Annotated in this window: 18 protein-coding genes, 1 tRNA gene, 1 other RNA gene, 1 pseudogene and 1 riboswitch; of the genes and pseudogenes, 11 read left to right on the top strand and 10 right to left on the bottom strand. The window is 46.3% G+C overall.

The window, feature by feature from the left end; all coding sequences use genetic code 11:
* Nucleotides 1–105: 105 nt before the first annotated feature.
* The 3 genes from frc to ICN15_RS05000 all read right to left on the bottom strand — a co-directional run bounded on the left by frc (nt 106) and on the right by ICN15_RS05000 (nt 3,969).
* On the bottom strand, nt 106–1,356 hold the full coding sequence (gene frc, locus ICN15_RS04990) for a formyl-CoA transferase (RefSeq protein WP_216201608.1): 1,251 nt from the start codon (nt 1,354–1,356) through the stop codon (nt 106–108).
* A gap of 76 nt (nt 1,357–1,432) precedes the next feature.
* Nucleotides 1,433–3,142 (bottom strand): oxalyl-CoA decarboxylase, encoded by a 1,710-nt coding sequence (oxc, locus tag ICN15_RS04995; RefSeq protein WP_216201609.1) that lies wholly within the window; start codon nt 3,140–3,142, stop codon nt 1,433–1,435.
* 209 nt (nt 3,143–3,351) lie between these two features.
* The gene (locus ICN15_RS05000; protein ID WP_216201610.1) at nt 3,352–3,969 is read right to left on the bottom strand and encodes a Crp/Fnr family transcriptional regulator; all 618 of its coding nucleotides are present in this window, start codon (nt 3,967–3,969) and stop codon (nt 3,352–3,354) included.
* 68 nt (nt 3,970–4,037) lie between these two features.
* A riboswitch (cobalamin riboswitch) is annotated at nt 4,038–4,252 on the top strand.
* 147 nt (nt 4,253–4,399) lie between these two features.
* On the opposite strand from ICN15_RS05000, the gene ICN15_RS05005 reads away from it, so the two are divergent.
* The 5 genes and pseudogenes from ICN15_RS05005 to ICN15_RS05025 all read left to right on the top strand — a co-directional run bounded on the left by ICN15_RS05005 (nt 4,400) and on the right by ICN15_RS05025 (nt 8,184).
* Nucleotides 4,400–6,364 (top strand): TonB-dependent receptor domain-containing protein, encoded by a 1,965-nt coding sequence (locus ICN15_RS05005; RefSeq protein WP_216201611.1) that lies wholly within the window; start codon nt 4,400–4,402, stop codon nt 6,362–6,364.
* Nucleotides 6,365–6,557: 193 nt separating this feature from the next.
* On the top strand, nt 6,558–6,842 hold the full coding sequence (locus ICN15_RS05010; protein ID WP_216201612.1) for a hypothetical protein: 285 nt from the start codon (nt 6,558–6,560) through the stop codon (nt 6,840–6,842).
* A pseudogene (locus ICN15_RS10960) lies at nt 6,823–7,047 on the top strand (cell division protein ZapA); the annotation flags it as partial. The gene ICN15_RS05010 and the pseudogene ICN15_RS10960, both read left to right, overlap by 20 nt.
* Before the next feature lie 99 nt (nt 7,048–7,146).
* A non-coding RNA gene (gene ssrS, locus ICN15_RS05020) (6S RNA) lies at nt 7,147–7,365 on the top strand.
* Nucleotides 7,366–8,184, top strand: coding sequence for a sulfite exporter TauE/SafE family protein (locus tag ICN15_RS05025; protein WP_216201613.1), 819 nt, complete (start codon nt 7,366–7,368; stop codon nt 8,182–8,184).
* An 18-nt stretch (nt 8,185–8,202) separates the two neighbouring features.
* On the opposite strand, the gene ICN15_RS05030 is transcribed toward ICN15_RS05025, so the two are convergent.
* The 6 genes from ICN15_RS05030 to ICN15_RS05055 form a co-directional block, all read right to left on the bottom strand.
* The gene (locus ICN15_RS05030) at nt 8,203–9,726 is read right to left on the bottom strand and encodes a malonyl-CoA synthase (protein ID WP_216201614.1); all 1,524 of its coding nucleotides are present in this window, start codon (nt 9,724–9,726) and stop codon (nt 8,203–8,205) included.
* Nucleotides 9,727–9,766: 40 nt separating this feature from the next.
* Complete coding sequence (locus ICN15_RS05035) at nt 9,767–10,675, bottom strand: tripartite tricarboxylate transporter substrate binding protein (RefSeq protein ID WP_255532914.1); 909 nt, start codon at nt 10,673–10,675, stop codon at nt 9,767–9,769.
* 210 nt (nt 10,676–10,885) lie between these two features.
* Nucleotides 10,886–12,190: a malonyl-CoA decarboxylase domain-containing protein gene (locus ICN15_RS05040; protein ID WP_216201616.1), complete on the bottom strand. Its 1,305-nt coding sequence runs from the start codon at nt 12,188–12,190 to the stop codon at nt 10,886–10,888.
* A gap of 71 nt (nt 12,191–12,261) precedes the next feature.
* A complete protein-coding gene (gene lgt, locus ICN15_RS05045) occupies nt 12,262–13,056 on the bottom strand; it encodes a prolipoprotein diacylglyceryl transferase (protein WP_216201617.1) in 795 nt (264 codons plus the stop codon).
* A gap of 19 nt (nt 13,057–13,075) precedes the next feature.
* Nucleotides 13,076–13,540: a DNA polymerase III subunit chi gene (locus ICN15_RS05050; protein WP_216201618.1), complete on the bottom strand. Its 465-nt coding sequence runs from the start codon at nt 13,538–13,540 to the stop codon at nt 13,076–13,078.
* Nucleotides 13,541–13,560: 20 nt separating this feature from the next.
* Nucleotides 13,561–15,156 carry a leucyl aminopeptidase gene (locus ICN15_RS05055; protein ID WP_370625427.1) on the bottom strand — a complete coding sequence of 532 codons (1,596 nt, stop codon included), beginning with the start codon at nt 15,154–15,156 and terminating at the stop codon, nt 13,561–13,563.
* A 125-nt stretch (nt 15,157–15,281) separates the two neighbouring features.
* Between ICN15_RS05055 and lptF the strand changes: the two genes are divergently transcribed.
* From lptF to ICN15_RS05070, 3 genes are all read left to right on the top strand, one after another.
* Entirely contained in the window at nt 15,282–16,397 is a 1,116-nt protein-coding gene (lptF, locus tag ICN15_RS05060) for an LPS export ABC transporter permease LptF (RefSeq protein ID WP_216201619.1), read from the top strand.
* Nucleotides 16,394–17,548: an LPS export ABC transporter permease LptG gene (lptG, locus tag ICN15_RS05065; RefSeq protein WP_216201620.1), complete on the top strand. Its 1,155-nt coding sequence runs from the start codon at nt 16,394–16,396 to the stop codon at nt 17,546–17,548. Before lptF ends, lptG begins: the two co-directional genes overlap by 4 nt.
* A gap of 63 nt (nt 17,549–17,611) precedes the next feature.
* Complete coding sequence (locus ICN15_RS05070) at nt 17,612–18,553, top strand: CysB family HTH-type transcriptional regulator (protein WP_216201621.1); 942 nt, start codon at nt 17,612–17,614, stop codon at nt 18,551–18,553.
* 39 nt (nt 18,554–18,592) lie between these two features.
* On the opposite strand, the gene ICN15_RS05075 is transcribed toward ICN15_RS05070, so the two are convergent.
* Nucleotides 18,593–18,677, bottom strand: a tRNA-Leu gene (locus ICN15_RS05075).
* A gap of 141 nt (nt 18,678–18,818) precedes the next feature.
* On the opposite strand from ICN15_RS05075, the gene ICN15_RS05080 reads away from it, so the two are divergent.
* The 3 genes from ICN15_RS05080 (at nt 18,819) to hemF (ending at nt 21,853) form a co-directional block, all read left to right on the top strand.
* Nucleotides 18,819–19,538, top strand: a complete 720-nt coding sequence (locus tag ICN15_RS05080) for a YebC/PmpR family DNA-binding transcriptional regulator (protein WP_216201622.1) — start codon at nt 18,819–18,821, stop codon at nt 19,536–19,538.
* A 54-nt stretch (nt 19,539–19,592) separates the two neighbouring features.
* Nucleotides 19,593–20,870: a phosphoribosylamine--glycine ligase gene (gene purD / locus ICN15_RS05085; RefSeq protein ID WP_216201623.1), complete on the top strand. Its 1,278-nt coding sequence runs from the start codon at nt 19,593–19,595 to the stop codon at nt 20,868–20,870.
* 71 nt (nt 20,871–20,941) lie between these two features.
* Entirely contained in the window at nt 20,942–21,853 is a 912-nt protein-coding gene (gene hemF, locus ICN15_RS05090; RefSeq protein WP_216202053.1) for an oxygen-dependent coproporphyrinogen oxidase, read from the top strand.
* Nucleotides 21,854–21,867 lie beyond the last annotated feature (14 nt).

Raw genomic sequence — 21,867 nt, forward strand, 5'->3', positions numbered from 1 at the left:
GAAAGTCTATGGCAATTTTTATGCACTATTTTTCTTCCTTCTGGGTGTTAAAAAGGCGCCCACCAGGAGCGCCTTTGAGACTAGAAACAGCACCACTAATGGCGACTAAACTGCTTTAGCTGCGTGCAACTTCGCAATATCATCTGCACTATATCCAAGGTCAGTCAAGACCTCGTCAGTGTGCTCACCCAGTACCGGTGATGGCTTCACCTCAATCTCTAAATCCGAAAACTTAATTGGGCTACCAATCGTCAAATACTTACCGCGAACTTTATGATCAACCTCAACAATGGAACCGCTCTTACGCAAATCTGGTGAGTTAGCCAACTCCTTCATTGAGAACACTGGCGCACAAGGAATATCAAACTTACGGAGAATGTCGACCGCCTCATACTTCGTCTTATCCTTGAGCCAGACCTCAATCGTCGCAAAGATATCAAAAATTTTATCTTGACGGGCTTCAGCAGTCATATAGGCTGGGTCAGTCGCCCACTCTGGCTTACCAATCGCGCGAGTAATTGGCTCCCAAGCGTGACCTTGAATAGTAAAGTAGATGTAAGCATTTGGATCTGTTTCCCAGCCTTTACACTTCAGCACCCAACCCGGTTGACCGCCACCACCAGCATTTCCGCCACGGGGAACCACATCTGAGAACGTACCGTGTGGATACTGTGGGTACTCTTCAAGGTAACCAATTTTGTCTAAACGTTGTTGATCGCGCAACTTGACACGGCACAAGTTCAATACCGCATCTTGCATTGAGCAGGACACTTTTTGTCCTTTGCCTGTTTTTTGACGCTGCATTAATGCAGTCAAAATACCAATCGCCAAATGCATGCCTGTATTGCTGTCACCCAAGGCAGCAGCAGAAACTGTCGGAGGACCATCCCAGAAACCCGTTGTGGAAGCAGCGCCACCAGCACACTGAGCAACGTTCTCATATACCTTTAAGTCTTCGTAGGAGTGGCCATCGCTAAAGCCTTTTACAGAAGCCATAATCATTTTTGGATTTAATTCCTGAATACGTGCCCAGCTAAATCCCATACGATCTAAGGCGCCGGGTCCGAAGTTCTCAACCATCACATCAGAGGTCTTAATCATCTTCTCTAAGACTTCTTTGCCTTCTTGAGTCTTCGTATCTAAAGTCAAAGAACGCTTATTGCCATTGAGCATGGTGAAGTACAAAGCGTCTGCACCAGGGATATCGCGCAACTGGCTACGAGTAACGTCACCAGAGCCTGGGCGCTCCACCTTAATTACATCAGCACCGTACCAAGCCAATAACTGGGTACATGCAGGACCAGCCTGCACGTGCGTGAAATCGATGATACGAATACCGTCTAATGGTTTAGTCATTTTTGATTCTCCTTAAGGTATTACTTATGCACTACTAAATTGAGCTCAAAAATAGTGTTTGATGAATACTCGCGAATTACTTCTTACTGGCAGCCGTTGATGGATTGAGATTTGTTAAGCGTCCACTTTCTGTACCCGCAGTTTCATCGATCACAGCATTAATCAAGGCAGGCTTCCCTTCAGCAATCGCTTTGGTTAACGCAGCTTCTAGTTCCACAGGGGTAGTGACGTAATAACCAACTCCACCAAAGGCTTCGATCATTTTGTCGTAACGGGCGTTCTTTACAAAGACGGTTGGGGCTACATCTGCGCCACCCGTTGGGTTGACATCGGTGCCGCGGTACACGCCGTTGTTATTGAAAACCACTGTAGTAATGGGTAAGTTGTAGCGGCAAATCGTTTCTAACTCCATGCCGCTAAAGCCAAAGGCGCTATCACCCTCCACAGCAACCGTTGGCAAGCCGCTAGTAACCGAAGCACCAATCGCATAGCCCATACCAATACCCATAATGCCCCAGGTACCTGAGTCAAAACGTTTACGCGGCTTGTACATATCCACAATGGCGCGGCAATAGTCGAGGGTGTTGGCACCTTCATTTACTAAGTTCACATCTGGGTTTTGCTTGATCACATCCCGAATCGCACGTAAAGCGCCATGGAAGTTCATTGGTGAAGCTTCTTTTGCAAGTGTTTCAGCCATCTTCGCTAAGTTTTTATTTTTCTTCTCATTGATTGCGCTGATCCACTCAGTAGATGGCTTTGGAACGGCAGCAATTCCTTTTAAGAGCTCACCAACACATGAACCAATATCACCGATCAAGGGGGCATCAATTTGTACATTGCTGTCCACTTCATTTGCCTGTATGTCGATTTGAATAAATTTCTTCGGATCTTTGCCCCAAGTCTTACCCTTACCGTGCGCAAGCAACCAGTTCAAGCGCGCCCCAACTAATAACACGGCATCGGCTTCAGCCAAGACAAATGAACGTGCTGCAGAAGCAGATTGCAGATGATTATCTGGCAATAAACCCTTAGCCATGGACATTGGCAAATAAGGAATACCAGACTGCTCAATCAGAGCACGAATATCTGCATCAGCCTGAGCATAAGCAGCGCCCTTACCCAAGAGAATGAGCGGACGCTTAGCGCCTTTTAAAACATTCAAGGCGCGCTCAACAGCATCCGCTGCTGGGATTTGACGTGGGACTGGATCAATTACCTTGAAGATGGATTTCTTTGCCTCTTCAGCAGGCATTGTTTGGGCTAACAATTGGGCTGGTAAGTCTAAGTAAACCCCACCTGGACGACCAGACACCGCCGCACGGATAGCGCGCGCAAAACCAATACCAATATCTTCAATATGATTAATACGATAGGCTGCTTTGCAATAAGGCTTGGCTGCATTGAGCTGATCCATTTCTTCATAATCACCTTGCTGCAAGTCAACGATCTCGCGCTCACTTGAGCCAGAAATCAAGATCATTGGGAAGCAATTCACGGTAGCATTCGCTAGTGCTGTCAAGCCATTTAAAAAGCCTGGTGCTGACACCGTCATACAGATGCCCGGCTTTTGAGTCATGTAACCCGCAATAGCTGCAGCATTGCCAGCATGCTGCTCATGCCGAAAGCCAATAAAACGGATTCCTTCAGCTTGAGCCAAACGACACAAGTCAGTAATCGGAATACCGACGAGACCAAAAATGGTGTCTAAGTCATTTGCTTTTAAAGCATCAATGACGAGATGAAAGCCATCAGTAACTTGTGTATTTTGATTGTCTGTTGTCATAGAATATTTCTAGTTCATTACACTGCCCGAACGCATACCTGTTCAGTGCAATTTAGCTTTCGCTAACTTTCTCCATTTAAATGATTAGTAGCGCCAGGAGTTCCTATGGATACCCCATTAAGGCTGAAAGAATATTAGAGCTAGGGATGAAAATCATCATTGACTTTGGTCAACTTCCCCTGAAAACTCAATACAACGGGTTTGTCCAATCAGACAAAAAGCTCTTTGTGCTTTGTTTTGAGACGACTTAAAGTTTCTGGGGATAGATTGAGATATGCTGCGAGCTCTTTTTTCGGGAGCAGTTCAAATAAGTCCTCGTATTTGCGTAAGAAACGCTCTACGCGGCCTGGTGCATCAAGCATATGCAGGGTAATGGTATGGGCCATGATCTCACTCATTAAGCGCATCACCTCAAACTCAAAACTTTCTTTTAGGGGCAGGTGGGCATCTAGAAATTCTGCCCATTGCTTAAGGGGCATTCGAGCAATACGGGTCTTGGTAACACAAGCAATGCTGTATGGGGCAGCCGTCTTCAGGCGCCAAGCCGCATAGCTCGTCTCAATATCCCCCCCAACGGCAAAGCGCAAGATCATCTCTTTTGCGTCGGGGCTAGAGACTATGCGCTTCAGAATCCCATCCAACACAAAGTACTGCTCCATCTGATGATCGCCTTGATGAAGTACGATTTCTGATTTTTTAAGGTCTGAGACCACCAAATAGCCCTCTAAATCAGCCATTGCCTCTGGATCCATGCTTTTTAGCACTGAATTTTGGCTAAGCTGCAAACGAATCAGGTTTTTTTCAGGGTGCTTATTTAATGCGGTCATCAATCTTTACTCCTAGACCATGATTGTAGGCTTTTGATATTTAGAGTGGCTAAAAACGGATTCATCAGGTAAGATTGCTCTGTAGTGGTGCTTTATTGCAATGCAATAAAGTTAAACGGGAAACACTAAACGTGTGCTGCCCCCGCAACGGTAAGTAAATACACGCTAACTTTTAGTTAAGGTGTCAGGAGTCTAAATAAGCCACTGTGCGCGTCAATTGCATGGGAAGGCCAGATTCTGAAATTTACTAGCCCGGATACCGGCCAAGACAAGTGGAATTTTGCGGACGGGGATCTTCGCGCGCTAATGAAGCATCCCAAGCCGACACGGCATGGATGTCCAATTGACGCATGAACTCTCAAGAGTGAAATTCTGTTCGACCCAGCTTACGGGGAAGTGAGCCAGGTGATTCGAAGGCAGAAAGTTCAACATGAAACAGCAGTTCAGTAGCGTCTTAATCCGCATCCTACTTTGCGGCGCAGCGATCACACTCATCTCGGCATCACCTGTAACAGCACAAAGTGATTCCACGGTATTGGTCAGCAATTCACCAAATTCCATTAACCCCATTATTGTGACGGCGACGCGAACGCCAACAAAAGCGAGTGATGTATTGGCAGATAACGTCTACATTGGGCCTGAAGAAATTCAACAGTCAGGCCAAACAACCCTTACTGAATTACTCCAAAGGCAAAAAGGCGTCACTATTTCTAGTTATGGTGGCGGCGGATCTAATGCGAGCGTGTTTTTACGCGGCACCACCAACAATCAGACCTTGGTTTTAATTGATGGAGTTCGAGTCGATGACTCATTCAATGGTGGAGCCAATTGGGCAGTCATCCCCTTGAGCACCATTGATCATATTGAGATTGTCTTCGGGCCGCAGAGCAGCCTTTACGGTGCCGATGCAATTGGTGGTGTCATACAGATTTTTACCAAAAGTGGGGATGGACCTCCCAAGGTCGGTGCCTCAATAGGATATGGAACGTATGGAACATCCATCAGCGAGGCCAGTATCAACGGGTCCTCTGAGGGAGATCAAAAAATTCGCTATGCATTAGCCGCCAGCCAAACTTTGTCTATGGGTTTTAATACGATTGCATCGAATAATAAGGACGGACTTGTTGCGGGCAGTAGAACAGGATATGTACAGGATAGCGTAACGGGCAAGCTTTCCCAAGAATGGCGTAAGGATCAAGAGGTGGGATTGCAATTTCTGCAAAGCCGCATAAATAATCAATTGCCATCTCTGAATGGGCAAGATGGCGCTCAGCAAGTTCAAAATCAAATTTCTCAACTTGGAACCTATTCTCTTTACTCAAAAAATAAAATAACCGGCATATGGCAAAGTCTGCTGCAAGCTTCTGCTCAAACAAGCAATGCATTAACGCATTCTCCGTCCACGGATTTTAATTCTGCATATGACAGCACGCTCAACCAACGCCAAAATATATACACATGGCAAAATGACATCGCAATAGGCAGGGATACTCTGCAAATATTAGCCGAGAGAAGAACGCAGACAGTCTCAAGCAATCAACTTAATTACAATTCAGCCGAATACCCATTTCCACTTCTTGGATTTAGTCAATCAAGAAATACAAACTCCGGTGCTGCGGCGTACCAGATGAAACACGATTCCAGTATTGCAAATTTTTCCATCAGAAATGACAGCATTACGGGTTATGGACCACAAAATACTGGGTCAGCCGCCTATGGTTACTTTTTTACCAAAGAATGGCGTACCAATATTAATTATGGCACTGGTTTTAGGGCGCCAACTTTTAATGATCTCTATTACCCGGGATATGGCAACCCAAATATACAACCTGAAAAAAGTAAAAATACTGAAGCAGGATTACATTACGAAAGACCTGATTTGGAGGGTCACATAGTCGCCTTTAGTAACTCAATTTCCAATTTAATTCAGGTTAGTAAATTAGGCTGTCCACTGGGGACAAACCCGTCGACAGGGTGCGCCTCAAATGTTTCCAGTGCAAATATCACGGGAGCATCTGTTAGCGGCATGAGTCAAATTGCTAACTTAAGCTTAAAAGGATCCTTCACACAGCAAAATCCTGTGAATCAGGGATCCGATTCTGTGCTTATTAAGCAGGCCAAGCAATATGGCAATATTGCTGCCGAATATATGCAGATGAAATTTACCGGAGGCATTGGCGCCACTTTTTCTGGCAGAAGAAATGATTATTTGGGGACTAATACTGGTATGGGTGGTTACACGATCTATAACCTATATGCTAATTACGAAGTGGAGAAAAACCTCAGTATTTTTGCTCGCTGGAATAATGTGTTTAATAAAGACTACCAACTAAGCTATGGTTACAACACACCTGGCTCTAATTTCTTTGCTGGCGTTCGCTATGCAATGAAGTGATTGATGGTAAACATACTGCAAATCTCGACTCACTTTCGCCATCTGGTAGTCGGAGTTGTGTTGTTTTTCTAGAGAAGCCCGCACCAAGCCCTGGAAGCGCTATTTGATGGCCGAATTCGGCTGGATAGCCTTGTCCAATTAACCCTGAAAACGGGAGTTTCACAAAGCGTTTTCGTGAGGCTACAATGCGTATATGTCCGAGTACATCCCTTCCAACCCTGTCGACCCAAGCGAATCTGATTCGATAGCCGTCTCATTGCAAAGGCTATCTAAAAAAATTCAACTGGTTACAGAGGCTGTTAAAAAATTACATCAAGATCGGATTCAGCTTGAAACAAAGATCGAGGATGCACAAAAACGGATTCAGCATATTTTGAGTCGCCTGCCAGAGCAGAGTGATGGACGCCAGTTGAACTTACTCGGTGAGCCCGCTACACCAATCAACCTAGAGGATAGCAATGAGCCAACAACGCATTGAAGTAACCCTCGCCGGTCAAAAAATTACTTTAGCTACCAGTACAGAACATGAGCCCCTACTTCGCGCGGCTTGTACATTGGTAGATGAGCAAATCCAGTTAGCAATCAATGGCGGTAACCGGAGTATTGAGCGTGCCAGTATGATGGCTGCACTCAAGATCGCCGGCGATCTCATTCAATTGCAAACATCTCCTCAGCAAACTGCAGCATCAACTGCTTCATCCACCTCCAATCCGGAAGAGATTGCTCGACTCCAGAATGAAATTCATTCTCTAGAAGATCAAGTGGATGCTCTGATGCAAAGCCTTTCCCTGCCTGGTTCGCCAAGGCCAATAGTTCCTTGAACCGATGCGCAAGCATCAGGAGCGATCTTTACCTTGTGGGCGTGAGCGTTTTGAATCTTCACAGTGGCAGCCTCGAGCTGTTCACTCCCTGAGTTTCTTAATGCACCCGAAACAGAGTAGCCGCTCCACCTTGAACCTTAGGGTTCGGGATGACGGCCTAGCGGCCAAGGCGGGGAATTCATGTCAATAGCAGATATTTCGATGTTAATGTTGTGCGGCAGTATCGCTGGGTTTCTTGCAGGTCTATTAGGCATTGGTGGTGGAATGATTTTGGTTCCATTCATGATTTTGGTTTTCAATCACTTGGGATTTAGTCAAGATGTGATTGTGCATATGGCCATTGCAACAGGCATGGCAACCATCTTGTTTACCACCACTTCAGCTATCTGGGCTCACCACAAACACAACTCCATAGACTGGAAATTGGTTGCTGCACTTAGTCCTGGATTAGTCATTGGCAGCCTAATTGGTGGCAGTGAAATATTCGAGGCTATCAATACCTCTTGGCTGTCATTATTCTTTGCCCTATTTATTGTTTACACCTCGATTCAGATGATCATCAATAAAAAACCTTCGGCTGGCCGAGAGTTGCCCGGTACTGTAGGTCTTTTTTCATTTGGGGCATTTACAGGTGTAATTGCCAGTCTGGTTGGTGCAGGCGGAGCATTTATTACAGTGCCCTTCATGCTATGGTGCAATGTAAAGCCACACACTGCTATGGCCAGTTCTTCAGGCCTAGGCTTCCCCATTGCAGCAGCAGCCACCATTGGCTATATGTATGGCAGCTGGGGTAACCCTCATCTTCCTGAGGGATCCTTGGGATTTGTTTATGTTCCAGCCGTTCTATGCATTGTGACAGTGAGCATATTTACCGCTCCACTCGGCGCGAAAATGGCCAGGAAGCTAGATGTCGCTCAACTCAAGCGTATTTTTGGTGTAATGCTTTTTATGCTTGCAGCCTTCATGTTTAATGAAAGCCGCAAGGCGTTCGGCTTCTAATCCAACATTTTTACTGTTTTAGCTGGTGTATTGCTGACGCAAAATATTCTTTTGCACTTTACCCATCGCATTGCGTGGTAAGTCCGTAACAATTTCTAGGCGCTTAGGGATCTTGAAGTTCGCAATTTGGGTTTTTAAAGTTGCAATCATTGCTTGCGCATCCAACTTTACACCCGCTTTTGGCACCACGACAGCCATGACTGACTCACCAAAATCTGGGTGTGGGATACCAATAACGGCACTTTCATCTACTCCATCCATGTCATCGATGAAGCTCTCGATTTCTTTTGGATAAACGTTATAGCCACCAGAGATGATGAGATCCTTGCTGCGCCCAACAATACAGAGGTAATCCTGAGGCGCGTTACCGCCATTAGCGGCACCACCCCAACGGCCAACATCACCGGTCTTAAACCAACCGTCTGCAGTAAATTCTTCAGCAGTTTTTTCTGGCATACGCCAGTAGCCCTTAAATACATTAGGGCCCTTTACTTGAATGCTACCGATTTCATTAAGGCCACAGGGCTTATTATTTTCATTCACCACACGAACCTTTACGCCCGGCAATGGCAAGCCTACTGAGCCACCCACACGAACACCCTTATAAGGATTAGAAACCAACATGACAGTTTCGCTCATGCCATAACGCTCAAGAATAGGTTGGCCAATAACTTCTTTAAAGGTATTAAACGTTTCAGTCAGCAGTGGCGCGGAACCCGAAACAAATAGGCGCATGTTACGCGCAACATTTTTATTAAAACCTTTATCCGCCAGTAGTCGTACATAAAACGTAGGTACACCCATCATTACAGTAGCACTTGGCATATGATGAATGAGTTGCGCTGTATCTAGACGGGGTAACCAAATCATTTTGCTACCGTTAATCAATGCACCATGGGCAGCAACAAATAAACCGTGGACATGGAATATGGGAAGAGCATGCAGCAGGACATCACCTTTTTTCCAACCCCAAAACTTCTGTAAAACCTGCGCATTACTTCCTAGGTTGCGATGAGTCAGCATCGCCCCCTTACTGCGCCCCGTTGTACCAGAGGTATAGAGGATGGCCGCTAAGTCATCGTCTCTCACGGCTGCCGTTTTGAATTGGTCGCTTTGAACACCCGCACGATCTAGCAAAGTACCTTTGCGATCTTCATCCAAGGTAAAGACCTGTTTTGTTCCTGCTTTAAAAGCAACCTTAGATACCCAGGAGAAATTTTTACTACTGCAAACCACCACTACTGGCTCTGCATTTTCTAAGAAGTATTGAATCTCCGCAGCTTGATAAGCGGTATTCAAAGGTAGGTACACATACCCCGCCTTTAAGGTAGCTAAATACAGAAAAAGTGCTTCTGGTGATTTCTCAACTTGAACTGCAATACGCGATCCGACCGGTAGTTTGAGACTCTTAAGCAGGTTTGCCATCTTAGCTGTAGCACGCTCTAGATCACTCCAGGAGTAGTACAGTCCATCATGTGTTTCTATTGCACATGCTTGCTTATCTTTTGGAAAACCTTTTTCCAGTAAAGAATATAAATTCATTCGAGCCTCAAATTAAAACCGGTTAATGCAAAAAAAAATGTTAATCAAGCTTAGCGCCAGAGGCTTTGGCTACTGCTGCCCAGCGCTTAATATCTGCGGAGACAAACTTGCCAAAGGCATCGCCAGAAATCGTTGGGGTATCCGAACCATTATTTACCCAAATCGTTTTTAATTCTGGAGTGTTGAGCGCTTTTTGCACCTCAACAATCATCTTATCTACGATGGGTTGAGGAGTTCCCTTGGGGGCAAATAAACCATACCAAGTAGAAACTTCATAACCCACTAAACCCGCTTCAGCCGCAGTCGGAACATTGGGGAATGCAGCCGAACGCTTCTGCGATGCCACTGCTAATGCGACGATCGAGCCATTTTTAATTTGCGCTGCTGAGGATCCCAAACCATCAAACTCCACATCTACCTGACCCGCTATCAAGTCCTGCATTGCTGGGCCTGCACCGCGATAGGGAATATGGGTAAGAAATGTCTTGGTCAGCATTTTGAATTGCTCGCCAGCCAAGTGATGTGAAGAGCCGTTACCAGCACTAGCGTAGTTGAACTTACCTGGGTTCTTCTTTAGGAGTTCGATAAATTCTTTTAAGTTTTTGACTTGAACGTTCTTAGGGTTGACCACAATCACTTGAGGCGGATTCGCAATCATTGCCACCGGAATAAAACTCTTCTCAATGTCGTAATCCAAATTAGGATACATCGAAGGGGCAATCGCATGATGGGCTGCGCCAATAAAAAAGCTGTAACCATCTGGGGCAGCTTTGGCAGCAATAGATGCGCCCAAGGTGCCTCCAGCACCACCGCGGTTATCAATGATGATTTGCTTACCTAACTGTTTAGTCAATTGCGCCGCTAAAGGACGGGCAAAAGCATCGGTACCGCCGCCTGCAGGAAAGGGAACGACAAAGGTAATGGGCTTATTTGGCCACTCTTGAGCCATGACAGTAAGCGGTACCGCACAGATCAAAAACAGTGCTTTCTTCAAAATACTGAATGAGAATGCAGAACATTTGCTTGTTTTAGTAAACATGGTTGTCTCCTCTATTTTTTACCAGCTTTTATGCTGGTTTCATTGTTACGGCCATTTTTCAACCCCTCATTCTAAGGGGACTTTCGCTTTTTTAGCAGAAATGATCCCTTAGAGTAAGTACTAGGGCGCCATCAGACGGGCTACAGCCCGGGAATAGACGATTTCACCATTAGCAAAACGCTCATGGTTGTCCTCTACGCCTCCCAGATCATAAAGATAGTTCACCATCAGGCCAGCAGATTGGCGCAATCCTTTACGCGATAAATCACCTGCCCAATTAATGAGGTGCAACTTGGCGCCATTCCCCAAATGAAACTTGGCCACTGGATTGCCATGGCGTCCAGTAGAGGCCAATCCCAAATAGATACTTGCCAAGCGCATTAAAGCCTCTTTTTCCTTCTCAGGCGCCAGGTCAGGATGCCAACCATCCGCCAAGCGCTCACTCCAAGATTGATTTTCGAGATTGAGTGCAAGCAATGCTGCATCCCTCGCCAGCTTCAGATTAGGCTTCAGTCTTTCTGGAGGTACACCCTCACCTAAATTCGCGCCAGCAGCAACCCAATCCATCAAGCCAGGGATCGGCGACAGAGTGACAAATGTTTTTAACCCAGGAAATTCTGCATGCAATTGCTCCGCAACCCGCTTGATTAAAAAGTTACCCATGGATACCCCACGTAGGCCAGGCTCGCAATTACTAATGGAGTAAAAAACAGCAACCTTAAATTGGGAGACTTGATCTACTACCTCTACTTTTTTATCAACCAACGGTGTAATAACTGTTGGGATCTCCGGCAAAAGAGCAACCTCAACAAAAATTAAAGGCTCACTAGGAAGCTGGGGATGAAAGAAAGCAAAGCAGCGGCGATCTGGCTGCAGGCGACGACGCAAGTCATCCCAACCATCAATAGCATGAACCGCCTCATGTTTAATGAGCTTCTCAAGCACATCAGCCGGTGACTTCCAGTCGACCCGATGCATTTTGAGAAAACCTGGATTGAACCAAGAGGACAGCAAATGGCGCAAATCAAAATCGACTGCAGCTAATTCTGGCTTTTTGTCTAACAATTGCAGTAGGTCTCGGCGCATTTCAACTACAGCAGCCGTGCCTTCGCTGGCGCGATTCATGCGGCGAAAAAATTCTTGGCGAGGAGATTCGGTAACTTTTTGCAGTGTGATGTAGTTGCGCGCATTGGAATCTGCCACAAAGTTTTGTGCGGCTTTTAAAACAGCGTTTGCGTCAGGATTGAGCTTTTCAAACAGAAAGGTGAAGAAAGCAACGTATTGATCTTTAGTTAACTTGCGGTAGTTATTCACTACATCATCTGCCATGCTGAGCGCATTCGATTCACCACGCTCAGAAATCAGTCGTTTGATCGCATTATTTGCCTTAGACAAATTTCGGGATTTGGTTAACTTCTCCAACATGGACGACTTTCTATTGAGGTCTAAAGATTAGAAACAGGACAAATTAAGGAAAAATGTAGTTTTTATAACTACTAATATGTCTGAAGTTTCGGATTTACCCTCACTATAAGGTAAATTCCAAAAAGCACCATCGGTACAGAAAGCCACTGCCCCATTGAAAGACCAAAGCCTAATAGACCTAAGAAGGCATCTGGTTCACGAGCAAACTCGGCCAAGAAACGACAAACACCGTAACCCAACAAAAATAGTCCTGAAACCTGCCCTACTCTGCGGGGTTTGCTGGAATAAATCCACAGGACAATGCCTAAACAGATGCCCTCGCCGAAGAGTTGGTAGATCTGCGAAGGATGTCGGGGAATGGAGTCCACCATCGGAAATACCATCGCCCAAGGTAAATCAGTTGGTCGCCCCCACAATTCGCCGTTAATAAAATTACCCAGCCGACCAAATGCCAAGCCAAACGGTACAAGGGGTGCGACTAAATCACTTACAACAAAGAAAGATACTTTTCGACGATAAGCAAACCAAAGCAATGCCAACAGAACACCTAGGAGGCCACCATGAAAGGACATACCGCCTTCCCAGATCTTAAAAATACTCAAGGGATGTGCCAAATAATATCCAGGCATATAGAACAAGCAATATCCTATGCGACCCCCAAGCACAACGCCCAGCACTCCAGCAAATAACAGATCCTCCAGATCTTTATAGGACCATCCCAAGGATTGATATCGTGGTGCACGGATGCGCAAACGGCCCAATAGTAAGAATTGCCCAAAGGCCAAGAGATACATCAAGCCATACCAATGAATGGCAAATGAACCAATGCGAATCGCTGCGGGATCGAATTCAGGATGAATCAACATACGAGAAAATCAATATTGATCATGCTTTAGATTGATCAAAATTATGCAGCTCATGCCCTAAGTCACGATAGGCTTTATAGCGCTCGCGACCCGCCAGACGCTCTGCTTCATTAATAGTGACAACCTCCACAACTCGGGGAAAACGGGCTAGCAAAGCAGGGACATCTTGAGGTATTTGCATTCCCAAATGAATCAGAACATCGGCATGAGGGAGCCCAGACAAAGCGGGTGATAAGAAATGCTCTGCCAATAAAATGGGGGTATCTATTGCAGTCTCCTCTTCAATAAAGCAATGGGGCAAGAAATCTGTTGCACTAAATGCCCACAGCAGTTCATCTAATTTTTTCAGATCTGCTTTTTCACCTACCATCACAATGTTGCGAACAGGTTCACCAGAGGCTGTGGCACTCCATATCTTGCGCGTTAATCGACAAGCGTATTCCAACTTGTCGCTCACATTGCTATGAAAATCAATCCTGGCCATAAGCGCTGTCTTTCATCTCTTTACTTTTGCTCCAATAAGTAATTGACGAGCAAAGGAACCGGGCGGCCAGTTGAACCTTTGGCCGCACCACTCTTCCAAGCAGTTCCTGCGATATCTAAGTGAGCCCATTTATATTTCTCGGTAAAGCGTGACAAGAAACAGGCTGCAGTAACACTACCGGCTGGACGCCCGCCAATATTGGCCACATCCGCAAAATTTGATTTGAGTTGCTCGTGATACGCGGCATCTAATGGTAAACGCCATACAGTATCCAAAGAAGCATGCCCCGCCTTAGTGAGGGCGCTCACTAAACCTTCATCATCGGAAAATACCCCACTATGCACATGACCCAGGGCAATGATGCAGGCGCCAGTCAAAGTAGCTACGTCAATGACTGCCTTCGGTTTAAAGCGCTCAACATAAGTTAATGCGTCACACAAAATCAAACGGCCTTCGGCATCGGTATTCAGAATCTCAATGGTTTGCCCAGACATACTCTTCACAATGTCGCCAGGGCGCGTAGCCTGGCCAGAGGGCATATTTTCACAAGTAGGAATCACGCCGATGACATTCTTTTTCAACTTCATCAAAGCAGTGGCATACATTGTTCCCATGACAGATGCGGCACCGCACATGTCGTACTTCATTTCATCCATAGCCTCACCAGGCTTTAAGGAGATACCGCCGGTATCAAAAGTGATTCCTTTGCCGACCAATACGATTGGTGCCTCACCAGCTTTACCGCCTTGGTGACGCATGATGATAAATTGAGGAGGCGTATCAGAGCCCTGCGCTACTGATAAGAATGAACCCATGCCTAATGCTTCGATTTGTTTACGGCCCAAGACTTCAACCTTCAAACCCGTTTTTTTACTTAAACCTTGTGCCGCTTTACCTAAGTAAGTTGGCGTACAAATATTGGGAGGCAAATTACCCAAGTCCTTAGCCAAGTTCATGCCCTCAACCATGGCGGCACCTTCTGGCACGGCCGCCTTCAGCTCCTTAGCGCAAGCATCGTTGCCTGCAAAGATAAGGTGGTTAAATGTATCAGCCTTATCCTTCGCTTTGAACTTCATTGCAGGCTGACGAACACCAAAACGATAAGCATGATCACCGGCATACTGAATAGTTAAACGCACTTCTTCGGCAATAAAATCAGCACGATGACCCAAGGCAAAGCTTGGGATAAACCACAAGGCGTTTTGGATTGATCCGCCACTCAAGTGTTTCAAAGTTGCCCGAGCGATTTTTGAATAGGCGTTCAAACTACGTGCACTAGCCGGAGCAATATCGCCCAAACAGACTAAGAGAACCCGCTTCACCTTGACCCCGGAGCCAGCCCATGATTTTTCGGCGCGAATCATACAGGTCGATGCCTGTTGACTATCCAGGTCGCCGACGAGGTTTGCATGGGTGACTGAACCTCCGAGCAAGCGGTCTAGCTCGACCAAAAGTCCAGGCTTGGATTTTGCAGTAGCCAAAGTATCCAAATCAGCCTTTGAATAGGCCAAAACCAAACAATCGGAGTTCTGAACCAATAAAGTGGTCAGACTCGCCTTGATCAACTTAGGGTTGCTGACATCGGCTTGCGAGAAAATCTTGGTACTAAATTGAATAGTCATCATGTCTTACGATATTTTTAAGTAAATTCAAGGGAAAAAACGGATGTTTATCCATTATCCTCTGACACGGAGCTACACCTATTGAGTGGGCCAATAATCGTTACCTTAACCATCTATTCATGATTTTTCACCAAACCCTTCGCCGAGAGCTCAGTTTTACAACTGGAGGCGTTTTTTTGATCCTGGTAACTATCATGATCACGACCCTGGTGATCCGAATTCTGGGCTTTGCGGCTAATGGCGCAGTAAATCCAGAGGACGCCCTCGTTCTCATCGCGCTAGCTACGCTCGGCTATATGGCGGTTCTGCTCACAGTCTCTCTCTTTGTAGCCGTCTTAATGGTACTGGTTCGCTGGTACAAAGATTCTGAAATGATTGTTTGGTTTGCGAGTGGCCTGAGTATTGCCAGCCTCATTCGGCCAATCCTGAGTTTTGCATCACCCCTGATTGTCATCATCGCTTTGCTAGCTCTCTTTGTTTGGCCTTGGGCCAATCGAGAATCCACCATTATTAGCCAGCGCTTTCAGCAACGTAGCGATGTTTCCATGGTGGCGGCAGGCCAGTTTAAAGAATCCGCTAAGGCAGAGCGAGTATTTTTTATTGAAGAGTTAGATGTCGATAAAGGTGAAGTAAAAAATATCTTTTCCGCTGAAAACAAAAATGGTCGACTCAGTGTTGCGGTCGCCTCTACCGGATTTATTGAGAACGCGTCTGATGGTGCTAAATCCATTGTGCTAAAAAATGGCCGGCGCTATGAGGGAATACCGACGCAGCCCGATTTTAGGATTTTGGAATTTGTCGAATACGACACCAATATTCAGAGCAAGAACCTCCTTGATCCGGCACCCCGTGATCGCGAAAAAACTATATCTGAGCTATTAAGTGATCCCAACATAGCCGCTGCGAACCCGAATCGTGCCGAATTACTTTGGCGCATTGGCTTGCCATTAATGGCTTTGGGCCTAGTTTTAATCGCTATACCGCTTGCCTACGTCAACCCAAGGCTAGGTAACTACACCGCCCTTTTTTATGCGGTACTTATTTACCTCATCTACAGCAACCTCCTTAACCTCACGCAAAACTTTGTGTCACAAGGGAAAGTGAACGTTTTCATGGCGGCCTGGCCCATACACGCCATAGCCTTTGGCATCGCCTTTTTACTGATTCGTAATCGTATCAATCCTTCGCTAGTATGGTGGCGCCGTCAACTGCCTTCCTTTTTGGTCAATAGATGAAATATCTATTTCCCTATATTTTTGAGCGTTACCTCGCAAGGCAGATCTATGTTGCCTTTGGCTTCATTTTATTTGCGCTGGTAGCTTTGTTTTTGTTCTTCGATATCTTGAGTGAGTTAGGCTCAGTAAAAGGGCAATACACCCTCCCACTGGCCCTATTACACGTGCTATTAAAAGCACCCAGTCGTATATCTGAGATCATTCCGATCGCCAGTCTCATTGGCAGTATTTACGTATTTGCGATGCTGGCAAGTCAATCCGAGTTCACTATTTTGCGTATTGCTGGACTGGATATGCGCAGAGGTCTGATGACGCTAGCAAAGATTTCATTGCCACTAATTATCTTTACCTTAGTAATGAGTGAATGGCTGGGCCCATATACAGAGAATCTATCTGATCGTATTCGCATGAAGGCCTTGGGTTCATCCTATAACTCCCAATTTAAGACTGGGGTTTGGGTAAAGGATCGTTTGCGAGACGAAGATGGTAGTGGGCCCGTAAGGCCCGGGGTGCGCTATGTCAACGTGGGTAAGATTGAGCAAGATAATGAAATCCAAAATATTCGTATGTACGAGTTTGATGATGCTTATCGATTGCTCTCGATTCGTAGCGCAGTCACCGGACGTTTCAATGAATCGGGCGCTTGGATTTTGGATGACGTAACGGAAACTCGCTTCAAGGAAACGAAGCAAGCGGATCCCTTAAACCCAGTCTATTCAGCCCAAACTTTTACTCACCCTATCGTGAGCCTAGATTCCGAAGTCACGCCTCAAATTTTGAGCGTTCTGTTAGTAAGCCCAGAAAAAATGTCCATTTTTAGCTTGGGCCGCTTTATTTCCCACCTCACAGACAACAAGCAAGATGCACAGCGCCACTCGATTGCATTCTGGAAAAAAGTCATTTATCCACTCACCATTTTTGTGATGCTCGCATTGGCCCTACCATTTGCCTACCTCAAGGTCAGAGCTGGTAGCGTTGGCATTAAGGTGTTTGGTGGAATCATGCTGGGGATGAGCTTTCAATTGTTCAACTCACTCTTTTCTAATGTCGGACTCTTGGGTGCGTGGCCTACCCTCATTACAGCCCTCACCCCACCCCTGCTGTATTTCATTTTGGCGATTGTGGCCTTGCGCTGGGTATCAAAAGCTTAATACTCAAAAAATCATATAGAATTTAATTCCTATATCTCAGTTGATATAAAGAATGGAAGCCATATGAATCTGCACCAATTTCGCTTTGTTCGTGAAGCTGTTAGACAGAATTTCAATCTGACTAATGCTGCCAAGGCCCTATTTACTTCGCAACCCGGCGTCTCCAAGGCCATTATTGAGCTGGAGGACGAGCTTGGTGTGGAGATCTTTAGACGTCATGGCAAACGCATTCGCTCGCTCACCGAGCCAGGCAAAAGAATTCTTGTCTCCGTTGAGCGCATTCTCGATGAAGTTGAAACCTTAAGACGGGTAGGCAAAGACTTTGCCAGTCAGGATCAAGGCAACTTTGTGATTGCAACTACCCATACTCAGGCCCGCTATGCATTACCCAAAGTACTGACGGAATTTACCAAGCGCTTTCCAAAGGTACGCGTCAGCATTCAGCAAGGTAGTCCAGGACAAATTGCCGAACTACTCATTCATGATCGTGCGGATATTGCCATAGCGACTGAAGGGATAGCAAACACTCCAGGCGTATTAGCATTGCCGGGTTATCAATGGCATCACGTCATCATGGTGCCACTCAGCCATCCACTACTCAATCAATCCACGATCACTTTAGAAGAGATTGCAAAGTATCCGCTCATCACCTACGACAAAGCATTTGCGGGTCGCAGCAAGATTGATGCCGCTTTTTCACAGCGCAATCTGAGTCCCGACATTATTTTGGAAGCAATTGATGCGGACGTGATCAAGACCTATGTTGAAACAGGTATGGGCGTAGGAATTGTTGCTGGACTGGCCTATGATGCGGATCGAGATCGCAATTTACGAGTCATTCCGGTTGGTCATCTCTTTGGCAATAACGTCACCCACTTAGGTGTCAAACAAGGTGCTTATCTGCGCTCTTTCGTCTATACCTTCATTGAATTATTTTCACCAACGCTGACCAAGAAAATCGTTGAGCAGGCAATGAATAGCGAATCTGATACTTACGAGATTTAAGATTTACGGCTTCAGACGACGTGAACTATCACTTTGAGATGGTGCCCCGGGGCGGACTTGAACCGCCACGCCTTGCGGCACCGGATTTTGAGTCCGGCACGTCTACCAATTCCATCACCGGGGCAGGTGTTTGCAGTGGAAATACTGCTTAGAAGCAAACTAAGAGGTGAGAGTGTAACAAAAAAGTGGTGAGGACCCCATTCTTGGTCTGAGAAGCCCTTAAAATGAGAGCCTCAAGCCACATCATTCAAAAGGACTTACCCGTATGGCCGGCCATTCTAAATGGGCTAATATTCAGCACCGCAAAGGACGTCAAGACGAAAAGCGTGGCAAGATTTGGACCAAACTCATTAAAGAAATTACTGTTGCAGCTAAATTGGGTGGTGGCGATGTTGCTACCAATCCTCGCTTACGTCTAGGAATCGATAAGGCCAAAGACGCCAATATGCCCAATGACAACGTACAACGGGCAATCCAGCGCGGTACAGGCTCCCTAGAAGGTGTCAACTATGAAGAAATTCGTTATGAGGGTTACGGCCTAAATGGAGCAGCCATCATTGTGGACTGCTTGACCGATAACCGAACTCGTACCGTCGCCGAGGTGCGCCATGCATTCGCAAAGAATGGGGGGAATATGGGTGCAGAAGGCTCAGTTGCCTTCATGTTCAAGCACTGCGGTCAAATGCTATTTGCTCCGGGCACTAATGAAGATCAACTCATGGAGATCGCACTAGATGCGGGCGCAGAAGATGTCATTACGCATCATGATGGGTCGCTTGAGGTGCTTACTCCAGTTCCCGACTTTTCTAAGGTGCAGGATGCGATTACTCAGGCTGGTTTTAAAGCGGAGTTAGCCACGGTGACAATGCGTCCCGAGACCGAGACCGAACTTGAAGGTGATCAGGCTGAAAGTATGCAGAAATTATTAGATGCACTTGAAAACCTAGATGACGTGCAGGAAGTTTTCACAAATGCGTCCCTTTAATCAATTTATCCATCCATCCTTTAGACTAATCATCAATATCTCTTTTAGCGCTTTATGAAAATTCTTTTAATTGGATCCGGTGGTCGAGAACATGCCCTCGCTTGGAAGCTAGCCCAATCTCCCCAAGTTCAAACAGTCTATGTCGCGCCGGGTAATGGTGGAACCGCCACAGCCAAACAAACTGCAGCTGGCATTCAAAATCTACCCATCTCTGACCTGCAAGAATTAGCGAACTTCGCCAAGCGCGAAAAGATTCACTTGACGGTAGTTGGCCCTGAAGCACCCTTAGCTGCTGGCATCGTCGATGTGTTCCGACATCAGGGTTTGCGTATTTTTGGCCCGACCCAACTGGCAGCCCAATTAGAGTCTTCGAAAGATTTTTCTAAAGCGTTTATGAAGCGTCATGGCATCCCCACAGCGGAGTACCAGACATTTTCCAATGCATTAGAGGCTCATGCCTATGTTGATGCCAAAGGCGCGCCGATCGTCATCAAGGCTGATGGTCTCGCTGCCGGTAAAGGCGTAGTCGTGGCCATGAATCTAGCCGAAGCCCATGCCGCGATCGACATGATGCTTGCCGATAATAAGCTTGGTAATGCAGGCGCACGCGTCGTGATTGAAGAATTCCTTACAGGTGAAGAGGCTAGTTTTATTGTTCTCGTAGACGGTAAACATGTTTTAGCTTTAGCTACTAGCCAAGATCACAAACGCTTACTGGATGCTGATCAAGGTCCTAATACCGGAGGCATGGGGGCTTATTCCCCTGCACCTGTGGTGACCCCAGAAATTCATGCACGCGCATTACGCGAAGTCATCATGCCTACGGTCAGAGGTATGGAAGCAGATGGCATCCCTTACACTGGCTTCCTCTATGCGGGCCTCATGATTTCTCCAGATGGTCAGATTAAAACCTTGGAATTTAATTGCAGGATGGGTGACCCTGAAACGCAACCCATCATGGCGCGTTTGCGTAGCGATCTAGTCAACGCCTTGGATCATGCGGTTGATGGCACGCTCAATAAAGTGGAGTTAGAGTGGGATCGACGCACCGCTTTGGGTGTAGTGCTCGCAGCTCATAACTACCCGAATAACCCGCGCAATGGCGATGTCATCACTGGCATTCCAGCGGATACCGAAGATCAGATCACCTTTCATGCAGGGACAAATCTGCAAAATGGCAAACTACTGACTTCGGGTGGCCGCGTCCTGTGCATCGTTGGCTTATCCGATACGGTTCGTGGTGCACAACAAAAAGCGTATGAGGTGATTGGCCAGATTCAGTTTGACGGGATGCAATACCGCCAAGATATTGGCTTTCGCGCAGTCAAGTAAATTGAACGAATCGATATAAACTGTCACATTAAAAAGAACTTTCAATCTTGTCATCTGTCGACCAAACACAAATCAATATCACAGCCTTAAAGGATTATTTTTTAGGCTTGCAAAATCGCATCACCACAGCGATCAGCGCCATGGATGGCAAGGCGTTTATGGTGGATAGCTGGGAGAAGCCTGAAGACAGTAAGCTAAAAGGCTATGGTCGGACCTGTACGATGGATGCTGGCAATATTTTAGAAAAAGGGGGCGTAGGTTTTTCGCACGTTCGTGGTGATCAAATGCCTCCCTCTGCATCACACCACCGTCCAGAGCTTTCGGGGCGTAGCTTTGAAGCCATGGGCGTTTCTTTGGTGTTCCATCCACACAATCCAAAGGCGCCAACGACTCATATGAATGTGCGTTGCTTTATTGCGCAAGCTCCGGATAAAGAGCCAGTCTGGTGGTTTGGTGGTGGTTTTGATCTCACTCCTTACTACGGCGTAGATGAGGATTGTCGACACTTTCACCAGGCTGCAAAAGATGCGCTAGATCCTTTTGGCGAAGATCTCTATCCTCGCTTTAAAAAATGGTGTGATGAATACTTTTATCTCAAGCACCGTGAGGAACCTCGCGGTATTGGTGGCATCTTTTTTGATGACTTCAATAGCCTAGGCTTTGAGAAAAGTTTTGCCATGACCCGCGCAGTTGGAGATGCATTCATCAATGCTTACATACCCATTGTGGAGCGACGTTATCAAGACCCCTTCACCCCAGAAGAAAAAGCATTTCAGGAATATCGTCGTGGTCGTTATGTTGAATACAACTTAATATTCGACCGTGGCACTATTTTTGGTTTGCATTCTGGTGGGCGTACTGAGTCCATTCTGATGTCCATGCCACCGGTAGTGCAATGGTGGTACAACTATCAGCCAACGCCAGGAACGCCAGAAGCAAAACTATACGATTACTATCTCAAGCCACGTGATTGGCTAGCTTAACTTGATATCGCCTC

This window comes from Polynucleobacter sp. CS-Odin-A6, from assembly GCF_018882095.1.
Taxonomy (GTDB): Bacteria; Pseudomonadota; Gammaproteobacteria; order Burkholderiales; family Burkholderiaceae; genus Polynucleobacter.

Excerpts from the sequence above, each read along its gene's own strand:
- ICN15_RS05000 (WP_216201610.1), bottom strand. The coding sequence starts at position 3,969 with ATGACCGCATTAAATAAGCACCCTGAAAAAAACCTGATTCGTTTGCAG.
- ICN15_RS05025 (WP_216201613.1), top strand. The coding sequence starts at position 7,366 with ATGTCAATAGCAGATATTTCGATGTTAATGTTGTGCGGCAGTATCGCT.
- ICN15_RS05040 (WP_216201616.1), bottom strand. The coding sequence starts at position 12,190 with ATGTTGGAGAAGTTAACCAAATCCCGAAATTTGTCTAAGGCAAATAAT.
- frc (WP_216201608.1), bottom strand. The coding sequence starts at position 1,356 with ATGACTAAACCATTAGACGGTATTCGTATCATCGATTTCACGCACGTG.
- lptG (WP_216201620.1), top strand. The coding sequence starts at position 16,394 with ATGAAATATCTATTTCCCTATATTTTTGAGCGTTACCTCGCAAGGCAG.
- ICN15_RS05080 (WP_216201622.1), top strand. The coding sequence starts at position 18,819 with ATGGCCGGCCATTCTAAATGGGCTAATATTCAGCACCGCAAAGGACGT.
- ICN15_RS05005 (WP_216201611.1), top strand. The coding sequence starts at position 4,400 with ATGAAACAGCAGTTCAGTAGCGTCTTAATCCGCATCCTACTTTGCGGC.
- lptF (WP_216201619.1), top strand. The coding sequence starts at position 15,282 with ATGATTTTTCACCAAACCCTTCGCCGAGAGCTCAGTTTTACAACTGGA.
- purD (WP_216201623.1), top strand. The coding sequence starts at position 19,593 with ATGAAAATTCTTTTAATTGGATCCGGTGGTCGAGAACATGCCCTCGCT.
- ICN15_RS05035 (WP_255532914.1), bottom strand. The coding sequence starts at position 10,675 with ATGGCTCAAGAGTGGCCAAATAAGCCCATTACCTTTGTCGTTCCCTTT.
- lgt (WP_216201617.1), bottom strand. The coding sequence starts at position 13,056 with ATGTTGATTCATCCTGAATTCGATCCCGCAGCGATTCGCATTGGTTCA.
- ICN15_RS05030 (WP_216201614.1), bottom strand. The coding sequence starts at position 9,726 with ATGAATTTATATTCTTTACTGGAAAAAGGTTTTCCAAAAGATAAGCAA.
- ICN15_RS05050 (WP_216201618.1), bottom strand. The coding sequence starts at position 13,540 with ATGGCCAGGATTGATTTTCATAGCAATGTGAGCGACAAGTTGGAATAC.
- oxc (WP_216201609.1), bottom strand. The coding sequence starts at position 3,142 with ATGACAACAGACAATCAAAATACACAAGTTACTGATGGCTTTCATCTC.
- ICN15_RS05010 (WP_216201612.1), top strand. The coding sequence starts at position 6,558 with ATGTCCGAGTACATCCCTTCCAACCCTGTCGACCCAAGCGAATCTGAT.
- ICN15_RS05070 (WP_216201621.1), top strand. The coding sequence starts at position 17,612 with ATGAATCTGCACCAATTTCGCTTTGTTCGTGAAGCTGTTAGACAGAAT.